At 70.5% G+C, this 20,925-nt stretch carries 23 protein-coding genes and 1 pseudogene; 6 read left to right on the top strand and 18 right to left on the bottom strand.

Annotated elements, in window-relative coordinates; all coding sequences use genetic code 11:
• Nucleotides 1-35 precede the first annotated feature (35 nt).
• Nucleotides 36-437 (top strand): DUF5994 family protein, encoded by a 402-nt coding sequence (locus tag AB0N66_RS08045; RefSeq protein ID WP_365430167.1) that lies wholly within the window; start codon nt 36-38, stop codon nt 435-437.
• Here the strand turns inward: AB0N66_RS08045 and AB0N66_RS08040 are convergent.
• The 9 genes from AB0N66_RS08040 to AB0N66_RS08000 all read right to left on the bottom strand — a co-directional run bounded on the left by AB0N66_RS08040 (nt 403) and on the right by AB0N66_RS08000 (nt 7,067).
• Complete coding sequence (locus tag AB0N66_RS08040; protein WP_365430165.1) at nt 403-1,002, bottom strand: DUF5994 family protein; 600 nt, start codon at nt 1,000-1,002, stop codon at nt 403-405. The genes AB0N66_RS08045 and AB0N66_RS08040 overlap by 35 nt on opposite strands.
• 267 nt (nt 1,003-1,269) lie before the next feature.
• Complete coding sequence (locus tag AB0N66_RS08035; RefSeq protein ID WP_365430163.1) at nt 1,270-1,440, bottom strand: hypothetical protein; 171 nt, start codon at nt 1,438-1,440, stop codon at nt 1,270-1,272.
• A gap of 33 nt (nt 1,441-1,473) precedes the next feature.
• Nucleotides 1,474-1,830: a PRC-barrel domain-containing protein gene (locus AB0N66_RS08030; RefSeq protein WP_365430161.1), complete on the bottom strand. Its 357-nt coding sequence runs from the start codon at nt 1,828-1,830 to the stop codon at nt 1,474-1,476.
• A gap of 248 nt (nt 1,831-2,078) precedes the next feature.
• Entirely contained in the window at nt 2,079-2,465 is a 387-nt protein-coding gene (locus tag AB0N66_RS08025) for a hypothetical protein (RefSeq protein ID WP_365430159.1), read from the bottom strand.
• A gap of 171 nt (nt 2,466-2,636) precedes the next feature.
• On the bottom strand, nt 2,637-3,242 hold the full coding sequence (locus AB0N66_RS08020) for a hypothetical protein (protein WP_365430157.1): 606 nt from the start codon (nt 3,240-3,242) through the stop codon (nt 2,637-2,639).
• A gap of 200 nt (nt 3,243-3,442) precedes the next feature.
• Nucleotides 3,443-4,159 carry a GAF and ANTAR domain-containing protein gene (locus AB0N66_RS08015; protein ID WP_365430155.1) on the bottom strand — a complete coding sequence of 239 codons (717 nt, stop codon included), beginning with the start codon at nt 4,157-4,159 and terminating at the stop codon, nt 3,443-3,445.
• 79 nt (nt 4,160-4,238) lie between these two features.
• A complete protein-coding gene (locus AB0N66_RS08010) occupies nt 4,239-5,105 on the bottom strand; it encodes an ANTAR domain-containing protein (RefSeq protein ID WP_365430153.1) in 867 nt (288 codons plus the stop codon).
• Nucleotides 5,106-5,208: 103 nt separating this feature from the next.
• A complete protein-coding gene (locus tag AB0N66_RS08005) occupies nt 5,209-5,706 on the bottom strand; it encodes an STAS domain-containing protein (RefSeq protein ID WP_365430151.1) in 498 nt (165 codons plus the stop codon).
• Nucleotides 5,707-6,164: 458 nt separating this feature from the next.
• Nucleotides 6,165-7,067: a TauD/TfdA family dioxygenase gene (locus AB0N66_RS08000; protein WP_365430149.1), complete on the bottom strand. Its 903-nt coding sequence runs from the start codon at nt 7,065-7,067 to the stop codon at nt 6,165-6,167.
• 31 nt (nt 7,068-7,098) lie between these two features.
• Here AB0N66_RS08000 and AB0N66_RS07995 point away from each other — a divergent pair, with 31 nt between their 5' ends.
• Nucleotides 7,099-7,254 carry a hypothetical protein gene (locus AB0N66_RS07995; RefSeq protein ID WP_365430147.1) on the top strand — a complete coding sequence of 52 codons (156 nt, stop codon included), beginning with the start codon at nt 7,099-7,101 and terminating at the stop codon, nt 7,252-7,254.
• A 268-nt stretch (nt 7,255-7,522) separates the two neighbouring features.
• Here AB0N66_RS07995 and AB0N66_RS07990 read toward each other — a convergent pair whose 3' ends face one another.
• The gene (locus AB0N66_RS07990; protein ID WP_365430145.1) at nt 7,523-7,849 is read right to left on the bottom strand and encodes a hypothetical protein; all 327 of its coding nucleotides are present in this window, start codon (nt 7,847-7,849) and stop codon (nt 7,523-7,525) included.
• 138 nt (nt 7,850-7,987) lie between these two features.
• Here AB0N66_RS07990 and AB0N66_RS07985 point away from each other — a divergent pair, with 138 nt between their 5' ends.
• Both AB0N66_RS07985 and AB0N66_RS07980 read left to right on the top strand, forming a co-directional pair.
• Entirely contained in the window at nt 7,988-10,363 is a 2,376-nt protein-coding gene (locus tag AB0N66_RS07985) for a histidine kinase (protein ID WP_365430143.1), read from the top strand.
• Nucleotides 10,363-11,019, top strand: a complete 657-nt coding sequence (locus AB0N66_RS07980) for a response regulator transcription factor (protein WP_365430141.1) — start codon at nt 10,363-10,365, stop codon at nt 11,017-11,019. Before AB0N66_RS07985 ends, AB0N66_RS07980 begins: the two co-directional genes overlap by 1 nt.
• A 238-nt stretch (nt 11,020-11,257) precedes the next feature.
• Here AB0N66_RS07980 and AB0N66_RS07975 read toward each other — a convergent pair whose 3' ends face one another.
• Nucleotides 11,258-12,658: a macro domain-containing protein gene (locus AB0N66_RS07975; RefSeq protein ID WP_365430139.1), complete on the bottom strand. Its 1,401-nt coding sequence runs from the start codon at nt 12,656-12,658 to the stop codon at nt 11,258-11,260.
• A gap of 169 nt (nt 12,659-12,827) precedes the next feature.
• On the opposite strand from AB0N66_RS07975, the gene AB0N66_RS07970 reads away from it, so the two are divergent.
• Nucleotides 12,828-13,709 (top strand): macro domain-containing protein, encoded by an 882-nt coding sequence (locus tag AB0N66_RS07970; RefSeq protein WP_365430137.1) that lies wholly within the window; start codon nt 12,828-12,830, stop codon nt 13,707-13,709.
• 72 nt (nt 13,710-13,781) lie between these two features.
• On the opposite strand, the gene AB0N66_RS07965 is transcribed toward AB0N66_RS07970, so the two are convergent.
• The 5 genes from AB0N66_RS07965 to AB0N66_RS07945 all read right to left on the bottom strand — a co-directional run bounded on the left by AB0N66_RS07965 (nt 13,782) and on the right by AB0N66_RS07945 (nt 19,287).
• Nucleotides 13,782-14,486 (bottom strand): nucleotide-binding protein, encoded by a 705-nt coding sequence (locus tag AB0N66_RS07965; protein ID WP_365430135.1) that lies wholly within the window; start codon nt 14,484-14,486, stop codon nt 13,782-13,784.
• A complete protein-coding gene (locus tag AB0N66_RS07960; RefSeq protein ID WP_365430133.1) occupies nt 14,483-16,096 on the bottom strand; it encodes a hypothetical protein in 1,614 nt (537 codons plus the stop codon). The genes AB0N66_RS07965 and AB0N66_RS07960 overlap by 4 nt, the downstream gene beginning before the upstream one ends.
• 45 nt (nt 16,097-16,141) lie before the next feature.
• Entirely contained in the window at nt 16,142-16,822 is a 681-nt protein-coding gene (locus AB0N66_RS07955) for a hypothetical protein (protein ID WP_365430131.1), read from the bottom strand.
• Nucleotides 16,823-16,984: 162 nt separating this feature from the next.
• Entirely contained in the window at nt 16,985-17,752 is a 768-nt protein-coding gene (locus AB0N66_RS07950) for an SDR family oxidoreductase (protein WP_365430129.1), read from the bottom strand.
• Between the two features lie 98 nt (nt 17,753-17,850).
• Nucleotides 17,851-19,287, bottom strand: a complete 1,437-nt coding sequence (locus AB0N66_RS07945) for an RNA polymerase subunit sigma-70 (protein ID WP_365430127.1) — start codon at nt 19,285-19,287, stop codon at nt 17,851-17,853.
• Between the two features lie 159 nt (nt 19,288-19,446).
• Between AB0N66_RS07945 and AB0N66_RS07940 the strand changes: the two are divergent.
• A pseudogene (locus AB0N66_RS07940) lies at nt 19,447-19,683 on the top strand (transcriptional regulator); the annotation flags it as partial.
• 8 nt (nt 19,684-19,691) lie between these two features.
• On the opposite strand, the gene AB0N66_RS07935 reads toward AB0N66_RS07940, so the two are convergent.
• The gene (locus AB0N66_RS07935; protein ID WP_365430125.1) at nt 19,692-20,039 is read right to left on the bottom strand and encodes a DUF1330 domain-containing protein; all 348 of its coding nucleotides are present in this window, start codon (nt 20,037-20,039) and stop codon (nt 19,692-19,694) included.
• Nucleotides 20,040-20,205: 166 nt separating this feature from the next.
• Entirely contained in the window at nt 20,206-20,853 is a 648-nt protein-coding gene (locus tag AB0N66_RS07930) for an Lrp/AsnC family transcriptional regulator (protein WP_365430123.1), read from the bottom strand.
• Nucleotides 20,854-20,925 lie beyond the last annotated feature (72 nt).

The raw sequence follows: 20,925 nt of genomic DNA, 5'->3' as shown, positions 1-20,925 counted from the left end.
AGTCCGTCGTCGTACGGAAGTCACCAGGAGCCCTCATGGCCATCGCACTGCAGGACCCGCTCCCCCCGCACCCCCTCCTCCGGCTACGACTCGCGCCCGGCGGTGGCCTGCCGCATCCCATCGACGGTGCGTGGTGGCCCCGCTCGTACGACCTGCTCGCGGAACTCCCGTCGCTGCTGGCCGGGTTGCCGCAGGCCTGGGGTCACATCGGCAGCGTCACGGTCAACGGGGCGACATGGGCCGCGACGCCCGGCCGGATGCTGGTCCTTGACCGGGTCGTGCGCCTGCACAGATCCACCGCCGCGTCCGCCCCGCACACGGTCTGTCTGCTCGCCCCCAGCCGGGGGCGATGGGACCTGCTGGTCGTGGCGCCCGATACTCCGCCGGACATCGCCGAGCCGCTCATGGCCGCTGCCGCGGGCTCAGCGGGGCGCTGAGGGCCACGGCGGCCGGGTAGGGCGCGGGGCCGCCCTCGTTCTCCCAGGTCTCCTGGGTCGTCCCGGGTCCTTCGGAATCCTGGTCCCGGTCGGCCACGGAGCTGCCGTGGAGGGCCTGTTCCGCCGCCATGAGTGCGCTCGCGGTCGTCTCGGGGCCGGTGCCCGCGCTCGCGGCGGCCATCAGACGTGCCGCTGCCGGGGGACTGGTCTCCGGCGGGACCACCAGCAGGTCCCAGCGGCCTGCGGTGTAGGAGAGCAGCAGGATCTTGTGCGGGTCGAGCTCCCGGGTGAACCAACCGATCTTCACCACATGGCCGTTGACGGGCACCATACGAGGGATGACCGGCCAGTGGGTCGGGTTGACCGCGATCCGGGTGATCCGTCCCCACAGGGGGTCCAACACCTCGGCCAGAGTGGAGAGTTCGGCTGTCAGGTCGCGGGAGCGGGGCCACCAGGCGCCGTCCAGCAGTCCTTTGGACGTGCTCGCGGGCTTCAGCGCGAGGCGGACGGCCGGAACCCTGTAGGGCACGATCCGCAGGGGGGGATGGTCGGTGGTCGCGGACATCGCGCGAACCTGTCTCCCGGCCGGTGCTCGTGGGCAGCGGCCCGGTGTTGTCACTCGCCGAGAACGACAGCGGCGTGGCGGCCGGTGCGCGGAATACTCTCGATGCGCCCACGCTACTCTCCCGGTTCGCCGAACGGACGCCCACGAGAAGCGGGTTCCGAACGCTGCCCTTCGGGTGTCCTGTTGGCGGGACGGGTCAGCCTGCCGGGATCGGTGAGCTTGCCGGGGCGGGGCATCCTGCCGGGGCGGTCAGCCTGCCGCGGCCGGTCAGCGGAGGGGACGCCGCCGGGCGCGCCGCGACAGTCGCACGGCGGCGAAGGCCACGTCGGCCACGAGCAGCACGATGCCGATCACCAGCAGATAGCCCAAACCTTCGGCTGCCGCGCCGATGATGCCCAGGACGAGGGCCACGAGCGCGAGCAGCAGGAAGAGCACCATGACTCGAAGACCTCCCTTGGGCCGGACGGGTGATCAGCGGCGTGCGAGCTGCCGTTCGCCGCCCGCGCCGGGCTGATAGGCCAGGCCGTAGTACTCGAAGATCTCGGGTTCCTGCTCGGCGGGCAGGACGTCGTCCGTGCCGATCGAGGGAGCCTTCCGCACCTGGTTCCTGTCGTAGGAGACCTTGACGTAGTCCGGCCCGAGGAGTGCCTTGTCCAGGGGGACGAAGACGAGGCGACGACGGGTCGGCAGTCCGGTCAGGACGGTGACCACGGCCGGTTCGTCGGTGGCGGTGTCCACGTAGACCGCTTCGAGCACGCCGATCTTGTGCCCTTTCGGGTCGACGACGTCATGGGTACGCCACTCGCGGATATCGGCTGCCTGGATCATGCCGTCTCCCTCCTGCCGAGCCAACGGCTGCGGCAACGACTCCGGCGCGGACACGCCGGAGTCGCCCTTCCGGGCGGCCGCACGTGAGAGTGCGCCGACCCGCCGCCTATTTTACTGCGGATGGCGCTTCTCGGTGCATTCGGCTGTTTATGCCCATTTACTGGAATCAATTGGACTGCTGGAACTGGAATTGCTCGCACGGTGTGAATGTCGGCCGCCTGAAGACACCTAAAGACACCTAAAGCTGCCTAAATGCGCAGCAGCCGTTGGGTGATCTCCCGGTACTGCCTCAGCGCGAGCCGGAGTTCCGTCGACCGTGCTTCGGGGTCTTGGCTCTGGCTCTCGCCCTGGCCCTGTTCCTGTTCCCGTTCTTGCTCCTGCCATGCCGCGTGCAGGTCGCGCCGCCGTTCCGCGAGAGTGTTCACGAGCTGGGCGGTGGCTTCGTCGAAGGCGGCCTCGGCCTCTTCCAACGCCTGGGCCGGGTTGTCGGCGAAGGTGTTCAGGGCTTTTTGCAGGCGCAGGTTGAGCCGGCTGCGTTCGTCCGACGGGAGGAGCGGCTCCGGGCCCGGGGTACGGCGATCGGCGCGGCCGGGAAGGTTGTTCGCGGGCTGCTGGGCGCGTGTCTGGTCGTACATCGTCGTGTGCCACTTCCCTGTGCTTCGTGCCGGCGGGTGCCCACGAGATGTGGTCGCGGCCGGGGTACGGGCGGCTGGTGGACGGCGGGCACGCCGAGACTACGCCTGAAGGCGCGCCGGACGAGCCGGGCGAAGCGGCGGGTGCGGTCCGCCGGGTCCGCCTCCCGTCGGCTATTCGGGCCGTTGCGTCCGGTCATTGTGCGCAAGGCCGTCAGGATGGGCGGCCGAGCGCTCCCCGAGGGGGAGGACCAGGACGCGCAGGACCGCAGGACCGGGTGTGGACGGCCGGTGGATCCGGCCCACCTCCTGCCAGCCCCAGTTCTCGAAGGCGGCACGCGCCGTACGGTCGGACGGGTCCGCCAGTGTGGCGCCGAGGGACGCCTGGTGGTCGTCGAGCAGTCGCTCCTGGAGCCGGCGGGCGAGTCCGCGGGCGTGTTCGTGCGGATGGACGAGGGTTTCGAGGATCGCGAAGACGTGCCCGGACGCGGTCAGCTGTTCCAGGTTGTGCGGCAGCGGCCCGTCGAACCCCTCCCACCAGGAGCCGTCGCGCGGCACCGGGTATCCGAAGACACAGCCGGTCAGGGCCCGCGCCTCGGCGACCAGCATGTCGAATCCGGGCAGTTGTACGCCGTCCGCCAGGCGTTGCAGGAAGTCCTCCCGGCCGCGGAACTCGGCGCCGGCGCGGGTCTCGGAGGACTCCACGTACAGGTCCGCCAAGTCCTCCCGCATTCCCTCGGCCTGCCAGCGGTTCAACCGGCGCAGGCGCACGACGTCCATGGCGGAGGGTTCTGAGTTTTCGGGGGTGTTGTCCGGTTGCCGGGAAGTGCGCATGGGCGCCTCGGTTCAGGAGACGTACGGGACAGCCATCGAGGCCGACTGACGTGGTGGCGCCGGGGTCCGGGACGTCCGCTCACCAGTTTACTCCCGGATCGGCCCTGCACCGGGGCCAGTTGGGCCGGTGGTCTTCGGGATGCCGGTCAGGGCACCAGGCCGGGGAGGGGTTCGGAGTTGTCGATGAAGGCACGGGCCACGTCGGACAGCCGGCGGTTGTGGGAGCGGGCGTAGGTACGCAGTGTGGTGAAGGCGCGTTCCATGTCGATGCCTTGGCGTTCGGCGAGCTTTCCCTTGGCCTGCTCGATCAGTACGCGGCTGTTCAGCGCCGCCTGTAACTGCTCGTTGAGGACGGTGTTGCGGTGCGCGGAGCGCTGTTGCAGCAGGCTGATGGTGGCGACGTCGGCGAGGGCCTGGGCGAGGGGTGCGGCGGCCGGGTCGAAGGGGCCGGGGGAGGCGCGGAAGAGGTTCAGGGCGCCCACGACCTCGTCCCGCAGGCGCATCGGCAGGGCCTGCACCGCCCCGAATCCGCTGAGCCTGGCCTGTACGGCGAAGCGCGGCCAACGGGCGGTCTCCGTGGCGAGGTCGGCGACGATCACCGGTGTGCCGGTGTGGAAGCATTCGAGGCAGGGGCCTTCGTCGTTCTGGAGCTGGAAGAGCTCAAGGAGGCGTACCTCTTCGTCGGAGGCGGCCATCACCCGCAGTTCGCCGTCCCGGTCGGCGAGCAGCACCCCGGCGGCGCTCGCGCCGAGCAGACCCACGCAGCGGTCGGTCAACAGACGCAGGAAGTCGATCAGATCGAAGTCGGCGACCAGGTTGTCCGCCAGTTCGACGAAAGTCCTGGCAAGGAGCTGCTGATTCATCGTGGGCACCCTCAGTTGGGACTGTTCCCGCCTGGACGGGGCGGGAAGTGTGGCGCGTTCGTCGGACGGCGCCGGTGCGTCAGGGTTCCTCGTCGGTCCGCTCCGCCACCGTCTCGGCCTCGTTCCCCGTTTTGGCCTCGTTCCCAGTCTCGGCCTTGGGTCCGGCTCTGTCTCCTGATTCCGTCCCCGTCCTTTTTCCTGTCCCTGTGCCTGTCCCTCTTCCTCTTCCTGCCCCCGTCTCCGGGGAGAAGAGGAGCCGGCGTGCCACCAGGTCGGCGGCCACGTCCGTGAGCCGGCGTTCGTGAGCGTAGGCATGGGCGCGGAGCCGGATGAAGGCCTCTTCGACGCCGACGCCGAGCTGGACGGTGAGCATGCCGGTGGCCTGGTCGATCTCATCCCGGTACGCGCCCAGATCCTCCATGGGGCCACCGAGTGCCCCGCCCTCGTCGATCCGCGCATCGAGCAGCACGAGCGTCGCGAGGTCGGCGAACGCGAGCGCGTCGGCGAGTTCCTCCGCGTCCAGCCGTACCGGGACGTTCGCGTACAGGTCCAGAACGCCGGGGCTGATCGCCCCCACGAGCAGGGGGAGCGCGAAGACGGCGGCCGCGCCGGCTTCCAGGGCCGCGTCGACGAACACGGGCCAGTGGTCCTGGAGTTCCGCGGTGCGCAGATCGGACGTCAGGACGGCCGAGCCGCGGGTGAAGGCATCCACGCAGGGCCCCTCACCCAGCGTGAGCTGCAGCTCCTCCAACTGCTCGCTGATGGCGTCGGTGCTGCACAGGGGATGGCTCGCCGCGGTCCTGGACATCGCGGACAGCCCGGCGCCGCCGACCGGCAGCGCGATCACTGCCGCGGTGCATACGTCCACCACGCCGACCCGGGCACCACGCAGGGCCGCCTGCTCGGCGACCAGCGACTGGATACGGGCCGAACGGCCGTCCGGCATCACCCTGGCCACCGCGTCCAGGCATGGCGGGCCAGTTCGTCCGGCCGCGCGTCCGGCAGCGAGTTCGTCCGTTCCCCGACGGGACCTCGCGGGGGCCGGGCCGTCACAGCGCGCACCAGGCGGCGGCGGTCGCGACCGGAACGAGCCGACGCAGTCCTTCGAAGGAGGGCATGGTGGGTGGGGCTGTCGGGACGGCGGCGGCGGTCGCGGTTGAGGTTGAGGTTGGGGCGGAGGCGGAGGCGGAGGCGGGGGCGGTCGGGCGAGGAGACGCTTCCGTCGCGGACGGACGGCCCACGAGCAGGAAACCCGTGTCGGTGACGTCCACGATGAGCGCCAACGTGTAGGGCGGGTGGTGCAGTTGGAGGGATCCGCCGGCCTCGACGGTGTGCTGCCATGCCTCGATGAAGACGTTCAGCCCGCTGCAGTCGCAGAAGGTGAGGGAGGTGAGGTCGACGTCGATGGTGCGGGCGCCGTCCCGCAGGCATTCCTTGAGCGCCTCGCGTACCAGAGACGTGGTCCCCAGGTCGATCTCACCGGCCAGGGTGATCAGTGACCGTTTCTTCCTGTCGTGCCGATAGATGTTCAACTGCGATAGGGGCATGACGCCTCGGTTCAGATGACCGCCCGGACGGCGAACGCAGTGGTGGTGCCGGGCTCCCGGCACCTCGTGGCGTGCTCCCCGGTACGGTCGGTGTACGTTCGGCGGAGAAGGATCGGCGGCCGGTCCGGCAGTCTCTGCGCCGGACGTGCAAACGGCCCGCCTGCCTCCAGGGCGATGCGCCGGGCGACCGGGCCAAGGGCTCGTTCCCCACAGCGATCTGTGCTCAGTGACAACACGCCGCCGGGGTCTGGGACGTCTGGCCTCAGCATAGCTCTCCGCCATGCCCGGATGGCGGTCCGTGGCCGACGGATACCCACCGGCTGCCGTGCGGGGAACCCCACGTGCAAGGAAAACGCTTTGACTCGCCGCGGTCCGGGATCAGCCGGGCCGCGGCGGACCGCTTGCCGGTACGGGTGACTTTGCCGGTACGGGTGCTGCCGGCTCGGTGACAGGGCGGGTCAGCGTGGGTCCGTGGGGCCCACAGGGGTGTCACCGCGCAGGGTGATGCGGTGCATGACGCGGTGTTGGTCGCCGTAGTCGCGGTTGGCGTAGTGGGCCGTGCTGCGGTTGTCCCACAGGGCGACGTCCCCCGGCTGCCACCGGTGACGCACGAGGTGCTCGGGCTTGGTGAGGTGGGCGTACAGGATGTCGAGGATGCCCCGGCTCTCGTACTCAGAGACGCCGGCGATGTGCGAGGTGAACCCGGGGTTCACGAACAGGCCCTTGCGGCCGCTCTCGGGATGCACCCGGACCACCGGGTGCTCCACCGGTGTCAGCTCGGTGAACGCCTCTCCCTCCCAGAGGTTTCCCTGTCCCTGCCGGCGCTGGGCGAGGTAGTAACCGAACGCGCGGTTGCCGTCGTGCACCGCGGTGAGTGGGTCGAGACAGGTACGCAGGCCCGGCGACAGCGACTCGTAGGCGAGCTGGCTGTCGGCCCAGGTGGTGTCGCCGCCGTTGGGCGGCAGGACGACGGCGCGGAGGACGGAGACCGCCGGCGGGCGCCGTACGAAGGTGACGTCCGTGTGCCAGACGTCGGAGAAGCCGTTCTCCTGGCTGTCCAGGGCGTACACCTCGGGCGCCACGTCACCGGAGTCGTGGATCGGGTGCCCGACGGTGACCTCGCCCAGCCGCCTGCCGAATTCGATCTGCGCGGTGTCGTCGAGGTCCTGTCCGCGGACGAAGAGCACCTTGTGCTCCACGAGTGCTTCGCGGACCCCGGTCACCTGGTCGTCGGTGAGACGGCTCAGGTCGATGCCGCGGATCTCGGCGCCGAAGCTCGGGCCGAGCTTGGTGAGGGGCAGCTCCGCCGGCGTGCGGCGGGCGGCTCCAGGTGCGGAGGTACGTTCGCTGGTGATGCTCAACTCTGCTTCCCTTCCTGGGTGTTCGTAACCGATGGTCAGGTCAGGCCGCCGCGGCGGACTTGACGGCGTGGGCGACCTGCGCGCGCAGCTCGGCGAACTCCCGGGGCTCGTGCAGTTCGTCGGCGTCGAGGTCGTGGTGTCGTCGACACGGGCGGCCTCCAAGGGGCGCCGGAATATCAGCGGTTGAGATCAGCGGAGCTGAACAACGCAGAGAAAGCACCGCGCATGGCATTGCGGTGCGGAGGCGATGAGGGGCGCTTCAGAAGCGCGAGGTCAGCAACAACACGTAGCCGGGCGTCGGCACAGGTCGATGACCAGGCGTCGCACCAAGGGCTCGTGATTCATGGGGCCCATTTCTACAACAGCCGCAGCTTTCCACCAACAGCCGTCCACTCTCTGGAACGGCAGAAACAGCCACACGGGACGAGCCGCTGTTCTCCCGCACGTCCGAGGGCTCAGGCCGTTGGGTGCGGCGACGGGGGACCGTCGGTTGAGGGGTCGTCGTCGGCGGCCTCGCGGCTGTCCTTGCCGACGAAGAAGCTCAACACGGCCGTGAGGGTGGAGGCGATCGCGAACCGCACGACGTGCTCGCCGACGGAACTGTTCCCGACGGCGGAGGTGAAGGCAGGCGTGTTGAGCAGGGCGGCGCTCAAGGGCAAGGAGCCCGCGCCGGTCAGCAGACAGGTCCACAGCGGAGGCTCGTTGAAGGTGATGAGGATCGCGGCCGCGATCATCACGACCACGCCGAGTATGACGGTGAGCGAGGTGATGTCCATGGCCATCAGCCTTCCGTCGGCCGGACGGTGAGTCGTCGGCGCAGCGGAGGAACGGGGCCTCTACCGCAGGGTAGAGACGCCCCGCCCGTTGCGTCGGAAGCCCGGTGTTCCGACCGCGCGGCGGGCCCTACGCTCGTGCCCGACATGGAGACGACACGAAACTGGGCGCTTCCGGGACTGCTCGCCGCCGCGCAGGTGGCGTGGCTGTGGCCCGGGGCCGGGCTGATGTACAGCCGCCCATCGGACCTGGTGGGCGTCGTCGGCATTCTCGTCGCCGTCGCGGTGGAGACCGTCGCGCTGAGCCTGCGGCGGCGCGCGCCCGTGCGGGCGCTGATGTGGACACTGGGGGCCTCCGTTCTGGGCCAGACGATGGCGTACGACGAGTACGGAGACCTCGGTCTGCCGGTCGCCCTCTATTCCGTCGCGGTCCGCTGCCCCGTCACGGTCACATCGCGCGTCCTGGCCGCGGCCGTCGTTTCGTCCTGGCCGCTGGCGGTCGTGCGGTTCGGCCCGCACACCGCACTCGCCACCCAACTCGCGCTCCAGGCAGCCATGTACGTCAGCTGCGCGGGCCTCGGTCTTGCGCGGCGGCAGTGGCTGGCCAGGAGGCTGGCGGCGGCCCGGCTGCTGGCCGGGGCGGAGGAGAGCCGGCAGCAGGCCGGTGAGGCCGAACGCGGCAGACTGGCGCGCGAGTTGCACGACGTCAGCGCGCACCACCTGACATCCGTCGTGGTGACCGCGGACGTGGCCCGCAGACTCGGCGACCGCAAGCCCGAACTCGTCGCCGAGGCGCTGGAGTTCGCCGAGCGGACGGGCCGCGAGACCCTGACGTCGATTCAGCGGCTGGTCGCGGTGATGCGGGACGCGGGCCAGGCCGACGCCCGGCCGATGACCGGACGTATCCATGAACTCGTCTCCGGATTCGGCCGGTTGGGCCGCCCGATCGCCACCGAGATACCCGACGACCTCGCCGGACCCGCTGCCGAGGCGGTGCACGGCATCATGCGCGAAGCCCTCACGAACGCCCTGCGGTACGCACCCGGAGCGGCTGTGCGGGTCGTCGTACGCCGTGCGGACGGGACGCTGGAGCTGACCGTGGACAACGCCGCCGCGCGCGGCACGGTCGACTACGGGGGAATGGGATCCGGCAGGGGCGTCGCGGGCATGCGGGAGCGCGCGGCGGCGGTCGGCGGGGAACTGACCGCAGGCCCCGTGCCCGACGGGGGCTGGCGGGTGCGCGCCGGACTGCCCGACACCACGGGGCCCCGACAGTCCGCCGTACGTCCCCGGCGGCGCGACTTCCTGCGCGAGCAGCGACTGACGGACACCGCGCTCGCCTTCACCGCGGCCGTACTCCCCTTGATCTTCCTGCTGGCGGCCGCGGAGGACTGGAAACTTTCCGACGGCACCACCGGCCCTTGGGGCATCGGCCTGGTGTCCGTGCTGTTCACTCTGCACGCGCTGCCGCTGCTGTGGCGGCGCCGCGCGCCCTGGACGGTTCTCACCGTGGTGCTGGCCACGGCGTGGCTGTGGCCGCCGGCCTGCGTGTTCGTGGCGCTGTCAGGACAGCTGTCGCCGTTCCTGGCGGGCGGTCTGCCGGCCGAGACGCTGGCCGTGTACACCCTGGCGGCCTACGGTCGCGGCGCCGCGTACACCTGGCCCTCGCCGTTCGTGGCCGCGGGAGCGGGCGCCGGGGTGCTGACCGTGACGGCTGCCGCCGACGGCGCTCTGGCCGGCGAGGCACCCTCCGTGCGCACCGTGGCGCTGAACATCGCGCTGCTGGGAATACTGCTGTGTCTGATGTTCGCCCTGGCCTGGGGCGTGGGGTTGATCGTCCGGAGTCAACGGCTGCGCGCTGTGGCCCGCGACGACCTCGCCCTCAGCTACTCCCTGTGGCAGGCGGAGACCGCGGCGGGTGCCGAGCGACACCGGCTGGCCGCCCGACTGCGCGACGCGGTGCTCCACCGCACCGTGTCACTCGTCGAACTCGCCCACCAGGGACGGCTGGACGAAGTGGCCGCCGAGGCCCGCGCGGCGCTCACCGCCATGCGGGAACTGCTCCACGGCATGAACGACGCACGGGACGGACAGGACGGTGAACATCCGCGCCAGCGGCAGCCGACCGTGGCCGACCTCGACGCCCTGTGCCGGACAGCGGGAGGGGCCGGCCGGAAGGTGACCGTGCGCGGTCTCCCCGAGGCCACCGCGGGCTTGCCGGAACCGGTGGTTGTGACGGCGTACCGGATGCTGGAAGCGGCACTCGGCGCGGGAGACCGGGGACCCGTTCGGATACGACTGCGGCTGCGGCGGCGCCGGGGAGCGCTGCACCTCACGATCACCGGCGTGCGCCTGGCGGTGAACGGCCCGGCCGCGGAACGCCTGCGGTCGCGGGCCACCGCCGCGGGAGCCCGCATCACCTTCGAACCGGCCGGTACGGTAAGGGCGTTGCTGCCGCTGCCGGCGCGACCGAGTCGAGCCCCGGCCCCGCCCCAGGAGGTGTCCCCGTCGCCACACGCGTGATGGTCGTCGACGACCAGGCAGTGGTCCGCGCCGGGTTCGCCGCCATCGTCGACGCCGAACCCGATCTGACCGTGGTCGGCGAAGCCGGGGACGGTGCGAGTGCCGTGGAACTCGCCATCCGGGAGGCACCCGACCTGGTCATGATGGACATCCGGATGCCCGGCATGGACGGCCTGACCGCGACCCGTCTCATCACCGCGCTGGAGACGGGGCCCCGCGTCTTGGTGCTCACCACCTTCGACCACGACGCCTATGTGTACGAGGCGTTGCGGGCCGGCGCCTCGGGTTTTCTGCTCAAGGACGCTCACCCCGATGACCTGCTGACCGCCCTCCGCGTCGTCGCCTCGGGCGAGGGGATCCTCGCTCCGGCCGTCACCCGCCGCCTGATCAACACCTTCGCCCAGGGCGCGCCCGCGCCGCCCGCCGTCACCGGCGCCCTCGGCCAACTCACCCCACGCGAACGGGAAGTACTGCTCCACATCGCCTCGGGCCTGGCCAACGCGGAGATCGCAACCGCCCTGGGCGTGACCACCGGAACCGTCAAGACCCACGTCAACGCCCTGCTCACCAAGCTGGGGCTACGGGACCGGGTGCAGGCAACCATCCTGGCCTACGAATGCGGCCTGATCCGCCCCCGCGGCGCGCCCGCCGACTGATCTCCGGGGCTGCGGCCTCTCATCGGAACCGGATCGGAAGCGGATGGCGGCTACCCGCGGAAGCGCCGGAAGCGGTCCACTGGGGGTCGGTGAGGCCGGGCGGCGGTGGCGGGCCGTGCGACCGGTGGACGATGCCGCATGGGGGAGCCGGAAGATGCGGAGGCACCCACCGGACCGGGGGACGGTCGCCGAGGACTGCCCGGTCTCACCTTCGACCTGTCGTCTTTGCCGCCCTCGGTCACTCCACCCGGTCCGGGCCCGAACCGGGCTCCAGATCCGGGACCAGCTCCTGGAAGCGGCGCTCCACCGGCGACAGATCGGTGCTGGCGAGGTCCTCCGGGCGGACCACGACGCGCAGTTCGGGCGTGAGCGCCGGGTACCGGCGGCAGGCGTCGATGAACGAGTCGACGATCAGGGCCAGGAGCTGGCCCCGGTCGAGGTCGGTGACGCGGGCGAGCCCGGAGCCGATGAGCGGGATCGCGACCGGTTTGAACAGGCCGTGCACGGCCACCGCGCCCCAGAGGTTGTCCAGGCTCAACCGCAGATCCGCGTCACCGGATCTGGCCACCAGGTCGTTGCCGATCCGCGAGTAGGCGGTCGCGAACACCCGGCGGCCGTCTACGGGTACGACGATGGTCGTGCCCACCGGATAGCGGACCCGCCGGCCCCGGGGCTTGGCCCGTGCGCTCTCGGTGGCGACCGGCCGCACGGTGCGCAGTCCGGTCCGCAACTTCTCGTCCAGCAGGCGGCGTTGACCGGCGAAGAGCCGGTCGACGAGCTGACTCTGCACGCTGTCGCGGCTGATGACGATGTCCTGGTCGGTCTCCGTGTCGAAGGTGTCGGTGAAACCGACCACCAGGTTGCAGTCCGCCTGCTCGAACAGGTCGCCGCGGACCAGGACGACATCGGCCCGCTGGCCGGACAGGGGCACCTTGTGGCGCAGCAGTTCGGCGCCGTGGCGCGCGCGGAGCGCGGTCCGCAGAGCGTCGAGGGTGCGCGCGGCGTCGAGCTCGTCGGGGTGGTCGCGGACGATCAGTTCGGCGATCGGCAGTGCGAGGTCGGGGCGGCCGAGATCGGCCTGGATGCGGACCAGTTCACGGCGGGCGGAGTCCCGCAGGGTGGTGAGGCGGTGGATGAAAGGGTTCGCGAAATCCTCGCCGTTGACTTCGGCCAGCGGCCGGCCATGGAGCAGGGAAAGCGCCTCGGCCAGCCGGTGGGCGGCGGTGGCGGGCGGAGCGAGGAAGGCGCTGCGGACGATCCCGGTGAACCGCGCGCTGTCCAGTTCCTCGGGGCGCAGCACCAGTCGGTAGGCGGTCTCCGGGCCGTGCACGGTCCCCTGCTGCTCGGTGCGCAGGACGCGGGCGGCCGTGCCGTCGTGGCGGGGGTCGAGAGCTCGCCGCAGTTCCAGGACGCGTTTTTGCACCTCGTTGCGGTTGCGCTGGGCCAGATGGCGTGGCTCGTCCGCCAGGCCCCATACGTCCCGGCGCAGTTGCCGTACCGGCACGGCCTCGCCCTCGGCGGCCACCAGACGAACCAGCAGCCGGGTGGTCAGCGGTGTCAGCCGGACCGGAACTCCGTCGATTTCGAGCTGGACCGGTCCCAGCACTTTCACCTGGACGCGCGCTTGTGCGTCGGTCACTCGCGTTACCCCCGACACATCGCTGCGTCACCCTACGTCACTGGAAGTGACCGGCAGATTATCATGATGTCTTGGAGCAGCCGTGAGTTCGGATGATTCCGCTGGGCGGGATCCGAGACGGGGCCGCGGAGAGTTCCGGGCAGGTCTCCGCGCTCAACTCCGCTTACCGGTGCGGCTGTTGCGGCGGCTGTGCGGTTCGTGGCGGGCTCGCCAGGTGTTCCTGCGCAACATGATGGTGGCCTTCGGCGGGATATCAGCGGTGCTCCAGTTCGTCGGACAGTTCTTCCCGCGGAGCTTTCCCGATCCCGGCACGGTCACGGTGGTGTCGGTCGCGGCGTGCCTGATGTGGGGACTGGGCCGGGCCCGTCCGGTGCCGCGGGTGGAACAGGAGTTCCGGCGGCCCGACATGACCGTGGTGGTCGAGGTGGGCGACGTGTTCGACCAGCCTGCACATCTCGTCGTCGGGTTCTGCGACACCTTCGACACCGCGACGCTCGACGGAGCGGTCATCAACGGCGGGAGTATGCAGGGGCAGTTGTCGGACCGGCGATACGGTGGCGACGTACGACGCCTGGACGCGGAACTGGCCGTGGCGCTCGCCTCCGTCACGCCGGTCGTGCGGGAGGACCGGGAGCACAAGCCGCTGGGCAAGCTGGACCGGTATCCGCTCGGGACCGTGGCGGTCCTGGGCGCCCGGCCGAGGCTGGTGTTCGCCGTCGCGTACAGCCGAATCGGCAACGACTGTGTGGCCGCCTCCAGTGTGGAGGACCTCTGGTTCGGCCTCAGCCGGCTGTGGGACGCACTGCACCGGCACGCCCAACTGGAGCGGGTGGCCATGCCGTTGGTCGGGTCGGGGCTCTCCCGGCTCGATCACCTCGACCAGGACAGCCTGCTGCGGCTGATCCTGATGTCCTACATCGCCCGGTCACGGGAGGGTTCGGTCTGCCGGGAGTTGCGGGTGGTGGTGCGGCCCGCCGATCTGGAGCGGATCAACATGCGCGAGGTGGCGGCTTTCCTGAGCGTTCTGGCGTCGGGCCTTGACCGGACGTGAACTGTAAGGACGTAGACACGACTTGAGGGGTGGCCACCCCTCCCGCAGGCGGCCACCCCTCAAGCGGGTCGATCAGGCGAGGCGCCGGTACGCCGACAGGTTCTGGAAGTGCCAGGTCTCGCGCCATTCCGGGCGGGTGTCGTCGAGTTCGCAGCCGGCCTGCCTCAGCCGCGAGGCGATCTTCGCGAGGGAAGCCTCCGTGCCGTCGAACCGGATGACGTTGATGCCCGCGATGTCGGCGACGTGCCGCAGCCGGCCGACCTCGACGATGACGGTCCGCTCGGGGTAGGCCATCAGCACCATGCCCAGCTCGATCAGCACGTTCTGCCGGGGCTGGCCGGTCAGCCGGGTCTCGTCGTCACGCTCGCTGTTGCCGAGCAGCTGCGGGTGGAGCTTGGCGATGTCGTCCGGGGTGAGCAGGACCAGCGCCGCCTGTGCCTGCGCCGGTGCGTTCATGACCACTTCGCCGAGGAAGGGCGAGGTCTTGCCGGTGGCCCGCACCAGTTCCTCCCACTCCAGCGGCCGCAGATCGAGCCGGCGCAGCAGCCCGAACATCGCCTGGCGGACCTCTTCGTCCCGGCCGTGCACGACGAAGACGCTGCGGCCCCGGCCGTACTCGGCGGTCGGCTGATCGGACGATTTCTCCGCCGTGCCGGACCGCCCGGCACCGGACGTGGGTGACTCGGCGGTCGGCGCCGCGTAGTAGTTGTAGCCGATGTGCCGGTTCTCCCCGCCGACGAAATTCTGGCTGTTGTCCCCGAACCGGTTCTCGCTCATGAAGACCGCCCCCCGCCGCTCCCGGGCGGGTTGGGGCCGCCCGCCTGGTAGTTGTAGCCGATGTGCTCGTTGTGCCCGCCGTAGAAGTTCTGGCTCTTGTCGTCTCCCATGAGGATGTTGGTCTGCGCACGGTCGTGCTCGGCGAGATCCACGTGGTGCTCGCTCAGGAACGACCGGATGTTCACGAGCAGCCGGCGCTCGATGATCTGCGTGTACTTCACGGCGTCGGATTTCTGGAAGAAGTGGTGGTAGGTGTCGCTCGTCGCCATTTCCCGGACGCTCGTCAGCGCCCCGCAGTCGACCGCCTCGTTCGCGTAGCGGCCAAGGCGGAACTCGCTGATGTCGACCGCCGAGTCCTCCGCGACGCCGCCGGCGAAGATCCGTCCGGCCCGCTGCGGGCGCATCAGCCGGCGCAACGGCGACGGCAGGAAACGCCCGGGAACCAGCCACAGCGGCCACACGGACAGGGCCACGCACCAGCGCAGCGCGGTCTTGGCCATGTCCCACGCCACCCGCACGGCCAGCCGTCCGTCGAATTTGTCGGGCAGTTGGTCGACGAGGTGGAACTCCCGCAGGAGTGGCCCGAGTACATAGGTGTAGAACTCGGTGTGCAGTGTGTCGCCCTTGAGGTCGAACCCGACGAAGACCGAGGTCACCAGCTCCTCGTTCCACGACCCGACGCGCACGCACAGATACTCGCGCGCCGAGTCGTAGTCCTCCCGCCAGTGGACGTCCGGAAGGTCGTCGGTACTGGGCAGCTGGGACCAACCCACCCCGAGTGTCCGGTCGTTGGTGCGGACCGCCGTGGTGAAACGGCGCTGCTCGACGGTCAGTCCCTCGATACGTTCGTCCCGGCGAGCCTCGTCGCGCAGCTCCGCGGCCATCCGCGCGGCGACGTACGTGGTGATGTCGTGGACGGTGAACGGCAGGACGGACTTTCGCTCCACGGTGTCCAGGTCGATCCTGGACTCCTCGTAGTCCCGGCGCGCGGCGATGCGGGTCTTGGGCGCGCCGAGCAGCAGTTGGGCGTTCGACCAGTCGCGCAGGGGTTCACCGGCGCCGACGAAGGGCCGGAAGCCGCCGTAGAAGACCAGGCCGCTGCCGGCGGACTGCTCACGGTCTATCTTGCGGATCAGGGCGTCGGTGAGCGGGCCACTGACCGGGTAGGAGCCGTCGAAGCCGCCGTCGGGGGCGGTCTCCTTCAGCCGGGTCATCAGGATGTTCAGGGTGACGACCCGGCGCAGATAGGCCGCGCCCCACAGCACCCAGCACAGGAGCAGCACGGCGACCAAGGGGCTCAGCAGGTCGTTGTACATCAGCGCCAGGAGCACGAGGACCGCGCCGATGCCCGCGCCCCACTGGATGCGGCGCATCCGGCGTGCGGTGAGCGCGTGGGCGAGGACCGACACGGCGTCGTAGCCGTACGACGGCGCGACCACCCGGAAGCGTCTCTTCAGCAGTTCCCGGATGACGGTCCGGCGATAGCCGGGATCGAGGTAGGTGCCCGCGGACAGCAGGCGGGTCGCCTTGGTCCGCGCGTACTGGCGGGGGACCGGCGGCGCGGGTGGCGGGCCGGGTGGATGCGGGTGGTGCGGTGCCTGTGTGGTCACGGTGGTTCAGCGCTCCGCTCGTGCCGGCGTGCCGGCCCCGGGTCGTCAGGTGGTCGGGGTTGCCGTGCCGTCGGTGATCACACCGTCGAGGACGGTGTAGGTGACGTCGTACGAGCGCGAGGTGCCGTCCGTCTCCAGGGCGTCGAGGACCAGTTGTACGACGTCGCCCTGCACGGACACGATGCTGATGGTGTCGTGCTCGGTGGTGCTGTAGCCCGCGACGAACGAGGTGTAGTCGGTCTCCAGGTTCCTGCCGCCCAGGTCCCAGGCGGTCGGGTAGTCACGGTTGTTGATCGCCTCGAAGTAGGCGGTGACGACGGCCTCCGGTGCCGCCACCGCCGTACCGGTCGCGGTGGCCCCGTCCGTCGGTTCGCCGAATAGTCCACCGGCGTCCGCGACTCCCCCGGACTCCGTCGTCCCCGGCGTGCTCGCCGTGTCGGGGGTGCTGTAGATGTCCGGCGTGGTCGGTTCGGTGTAGTCCGTGGCTGGTTCGGTGTACTCCCACGGCGAGCCCGCGGTCCCGGTCTCGTCCGGGTCGGAGCCGGCGGCCAGCCCCCCGACCAGGACGAACAGCAGGGATACGCCGACGACGCCCAGCCCCCAGGTCCGGGCGGGCCCGGCGGGCGGTATCAGCCCTCCGCCCCGGTAGGGCGGCGGAACCGGCACGACGGGATGGAACGGTGTGGGTGGCCTCGTGGTGGGCGGCGGCAGTCCGGCGTTGTTCATGTGGGACTCCAACGGTCACTGCGGTGCACCGATTGGCGCACCCGGACCCGCCGGCACGGTCGGCGGGGCAGGAGTGCGCGAAAAGGCTGATTGACACCCCTGAGGCCACCAGTTGGGCCGCTTCCGCCACCAGAACCGATCCGCTTCCGATCCACTTCCGGGTCAGCTGGGAAACATTCCGGCGGTCGCGTTGACCCAGGTGCCCGTGATGGTGACGCCGGCATCGGAGGCGAGGAACGTCGCCAGTGCGGCGATGTCCGCGATCCGCGGCGAGCGCTTCGTCATGCGGAGGCTGTCCAGGTGGGTACGGATGCCCTGTACGGCTTCCTCGTTCAGGCCCGGGGCGCCGGCGGCGGCGAGCTTCTCGGGGGTGAGGCTGTCGGTGACTCCGGCGGTCCAGATCCCGCAGACGCGCACGCCGGCCGGGCCCACCTCCTGGGCGAACTGCCGGATCAGCGCGTCGATCGCGCCGTCCGCCGCAGCCGTGCCGCCCAGCATGGGACTGCCGTTGCCGGACCCGCTGTTCAGGGAGAGGATCACGCCCGAACCCCGCGCGGCCATCCGGCGGGCCGCGGCCCGCGCGGTGATGAACTGGCAGGCGATCCCCCGTACGACCGGTCGTGTGTAGTCCTCGACCGACATCTCTGTCAGTGGTACGCCCTGGAAGTCGCCCCGCGGTACGAGGTTGAGCGAGATGTCGATTCGGCCCGCCCGCTCGACGACCGATGCCGCGTGGGCCTCGACGGCTTCCTCGTCACGGGCGTCGAGCACGTCGTACTCGGCACCTGTCCCGGCGGCGACCTTCTGGAGCGTGGCCTCCGTACGGCCGACGAGGAACACCCGCGCGCCCGCCCGTGTGTACGCCTCCGCGACGCCCGCGCCGAGGGAACCCGCTCCGCCGTAGATGACCGCGACCTTGTTCTTCAGCATGACTCTTCGACTCCTTGGGACGGGGGCGCCGTGTGCGCCCGTCACCCCTATGACGTCCCTGCCGGGGAAACTCATCGCTCGGAGACGATCAGAGACGGTCAGAACGTCATCGGCAGCCCGAACGCGGCGAACAGGTGCGGCTCGAAGGTGGTGATCTCGGCGATCCGCCCTTCCTCGACGCGCAGTACGTCGATGAGCTGGGCCCTGAAGACACTGGTCCCGGGCCGCCGCAGGTAACCGGCCACCGCCAACTGGCCGTTGGCCCGCACGGGCAGGTGCCGCCAGTGCCCGGCGAACATCGGGGACGCCGGATCGAGGTTCGGCCGTACGAACGCGAAGAGCGCGTCACGGGAGGTGAACCAGAACGGGTTCGGCGGCATGGTGAGGACCGCGTCCTCGCGCACCAGCTCGATCATGGCGTCGATGTCGGTCCGGGCAGCCGCGTCCATGTAGCGCTGGAGCAGCGCCAGATCCTCGGCGCTGGGCGCGGCGGCCGACCAGTCCTCGCGTCGGCCGGGCAGCGCCTGCCGCAGGGCCGATCGGCCGCGCTGAACCGCGCTGTTCGCCGACGCCACGCTGGAGCCCAGCAGTTCGGCGGTCTCCTGGGCCGACCACCCCGCGACATCGCGCAGGACCACCGCGGCCCGCTGGCGCGGCGGGAGTTGCTGGATGGCGGTCAGGAAGACGAGTTCGAGGGTCTCGCTCGCCACTGCCTGGTCGGCGGGCTCGTGCTGGGGCGCGGGGGCCTCGGGCAACTGGTCGTCCGGGAACGGCTGTAGCCACGGCATCCGTGGTGGCGGCGGCCCGCCACCCGAGTCCATGCCCGGTACCGGTTCATAGGGAACCGGGCGCCGGTTGTGCCTGCGCAGGAAGTCGAGGCACGCGTTGGTGGCGATCCTGTAGAGCCAGGCCCGCGCGTTGTCGACGCCCTCCAGCGTCTCCCGAGCCCGCCACGCCCGCAGGAACGCCTCCTGGGTGAGGTCCTCGGCCTCGTCGTACGAGCCGAGCAGCCGGTAGCAGTGCACCCGCAGTTCCCGCCGATGCCGCTCGATGAGGGCGGTGAAGGCGTCGTCACTTGGACGCGCTTCATCGGGATGCGCCTCATTGGGGTGGGCTTCATCGGGATGGGTCTCGACGGAATTCGTCACGCGGGATTTCGTCACGTCGGCAGGTGTGACGCTTTCCGCTTCGGCGGCGTCGGCGTCGATGCCGACGTGGTCCGGGACGGCCGCCGCAGGTACCTTGACCCGAACCGCACCCTCACGAGCCTGACGCGCGAGGCGTCGCAACTGCGCGAACCGTGTGGACAGCCCCTCGACATCGGCGTGGAACGCGAGGCCGGGCTTCAGCCGCAGCCGCCCCAGCCGGTCCCCTATGTCGGAGATCAGCTCTCTGGCGGGTACATCGGCCGGTCGCCGCCGTTCCCGGTTGGCGCGCTGGCGGCACGCCTGCGAGCAGTACGACGCGGCCAGCCCCGGCCCGCCGTCACTCGCGAGCGGACCCCCGCAGACCTGGCACTTCGCTGTCGTGCTCACCCGGTCACCACCCGCAGGGCAACGTCATCAGCCATGACCGCAAACTATCGTCCGGCACGCGCGAACGCGGCCGCAAGCCAACAGTGCCCGACGGCGAGGGGGACGCCGTCGCAGCCGGCGGATGTGGGGCTCCCGGACTCCGGGGAACGCCGTCGGGTGCCGGGTCTGCGCCCGAACACGGCACGGCTGGTCTTCCTCGACGCGCACACCCGGGACCTGTACGTGGACTGGCCGAAGGAGGCCGGAGATGTGGTGGGGAAGCTGCGGCTCGCCGCCGGGCAGCATCCCGACGATCCTCGGCTCGCCGCGCTGATCGGTGAACTGACCATGAGGAGAGGGGAGTTCGCCATGATGTGGTCCGAGCACCGGGTCCGTAACCGGGACCTCGCGACGTACCGCTCCTCTTACTCGGGAGCCAAGGACTCCCGCATCGACTTTGCCGTGGCAGCCGGGTCGTAGTCCTCGGGGACGCCGGCGACCAGGATGATGTCGCCCTCGATGTGCCGCGAGCGCAACGGGGCGATCTCCTGGTACGCGGGTGAGTCCCACCATGCCCGCGCCTCGGCGATTCCGGGGAAGCTGATCACCACGACGCCCCCGGGCCAGCTGCCCTCCTTCACCTCGTGCTGTGTGACGTGCACGAGGAAGCGGCCGCCGTACGGCTCGAAGGTGCCGGGGATGCGCTCGATGTACTCGGCGATCTCCGGGTGCGGGGTGGCATCCCGCAGGTGAGCTATGGCGTAGGCAGGCATGGTGTCCTTCCGGTCGGTCGGGCTCGGCTCCGTACGTCGACGATCCTGGCATCAGGACGCGCCGGGGGCGATTACCTGACAGGTAAGCGCTCCCGCTCTCTCTGTCGCGGGTCGGAGCGCACCGCTGCTGACCGTGGTCGCGCACCGCTGGTGACCGCCCCCGCTGTCAGTCGTCCGGCTCGGAATCGCGTTGAAGGTCGGCCCGTCCCTCGGCGGCGCGGATGAAGCGGGTCATGCCGAACTGGCTCGTTCCGGGGGCGTCCTGGGGGGTGCCGGACGCGGATTCGGTGGAGCGGGGTGCGGTCGGCAGGACGTAGGGGCGGCGCAGCACCTCGTCGAGGATGATCACGGTCTCGGTGGCGCGGACCGCGGGAATGGTGGACAGCCGGTCGGTGACCAGGCGGTGGACGGCGGAGACGTCGGCCACCCGGATCTGGATCATGGCGTCGTGCTGGCCGGTGGTGACGGCGCAGTACTCCACCTCCGGCATCTGGGCGAGAGCGGTGCGGAACTGCTTCCACAGCTCCTGGCGGACCGTGACGAAGATCAGGGCGCAGATCTCCAGGCCGACGCGGTTGTGGTCGACGCGGGCGCTGAAGCCGTTGATCACACCGTCGGCGCGGAGGGCTTCGAGGCGGGTGTAGGCGTTCGCGCGGGAGACGCCGACGCGATCCGCGAGGGCGGCGACCGAGATGCGGCCCTGGGTGCGGAGGACGTCAAGGATCTTGAAATGCACCGAATCCAGGACAAGACCGATGCCGATCCGTCCAGAGCGGCGCTCGCCGGGGGTCTCGGGGGCCGACAGATCTTCCATGTTCGCGCCTCTCCGTTGATTTTCGTCTCGCGGTGGTCCCGTCAGCCGAAAGTCCTGGTTAGTTTCAGCCAA

Origin of the sequence: Streptomyces sp. NPDC093544 (assembly GCF_040683495.1) — a bacterium.
Taxonomy (GTDB): Bacteria; Actinomycetota; Actinomycetes; order Streptomycetales; family Streptomycetaceae; genus Streptomyces.
The sequence above is the reverse complement of the archived record's forward strand: the minus strand, read 5'-3'. Positions and strand labels throughout refer to the sequence as shown.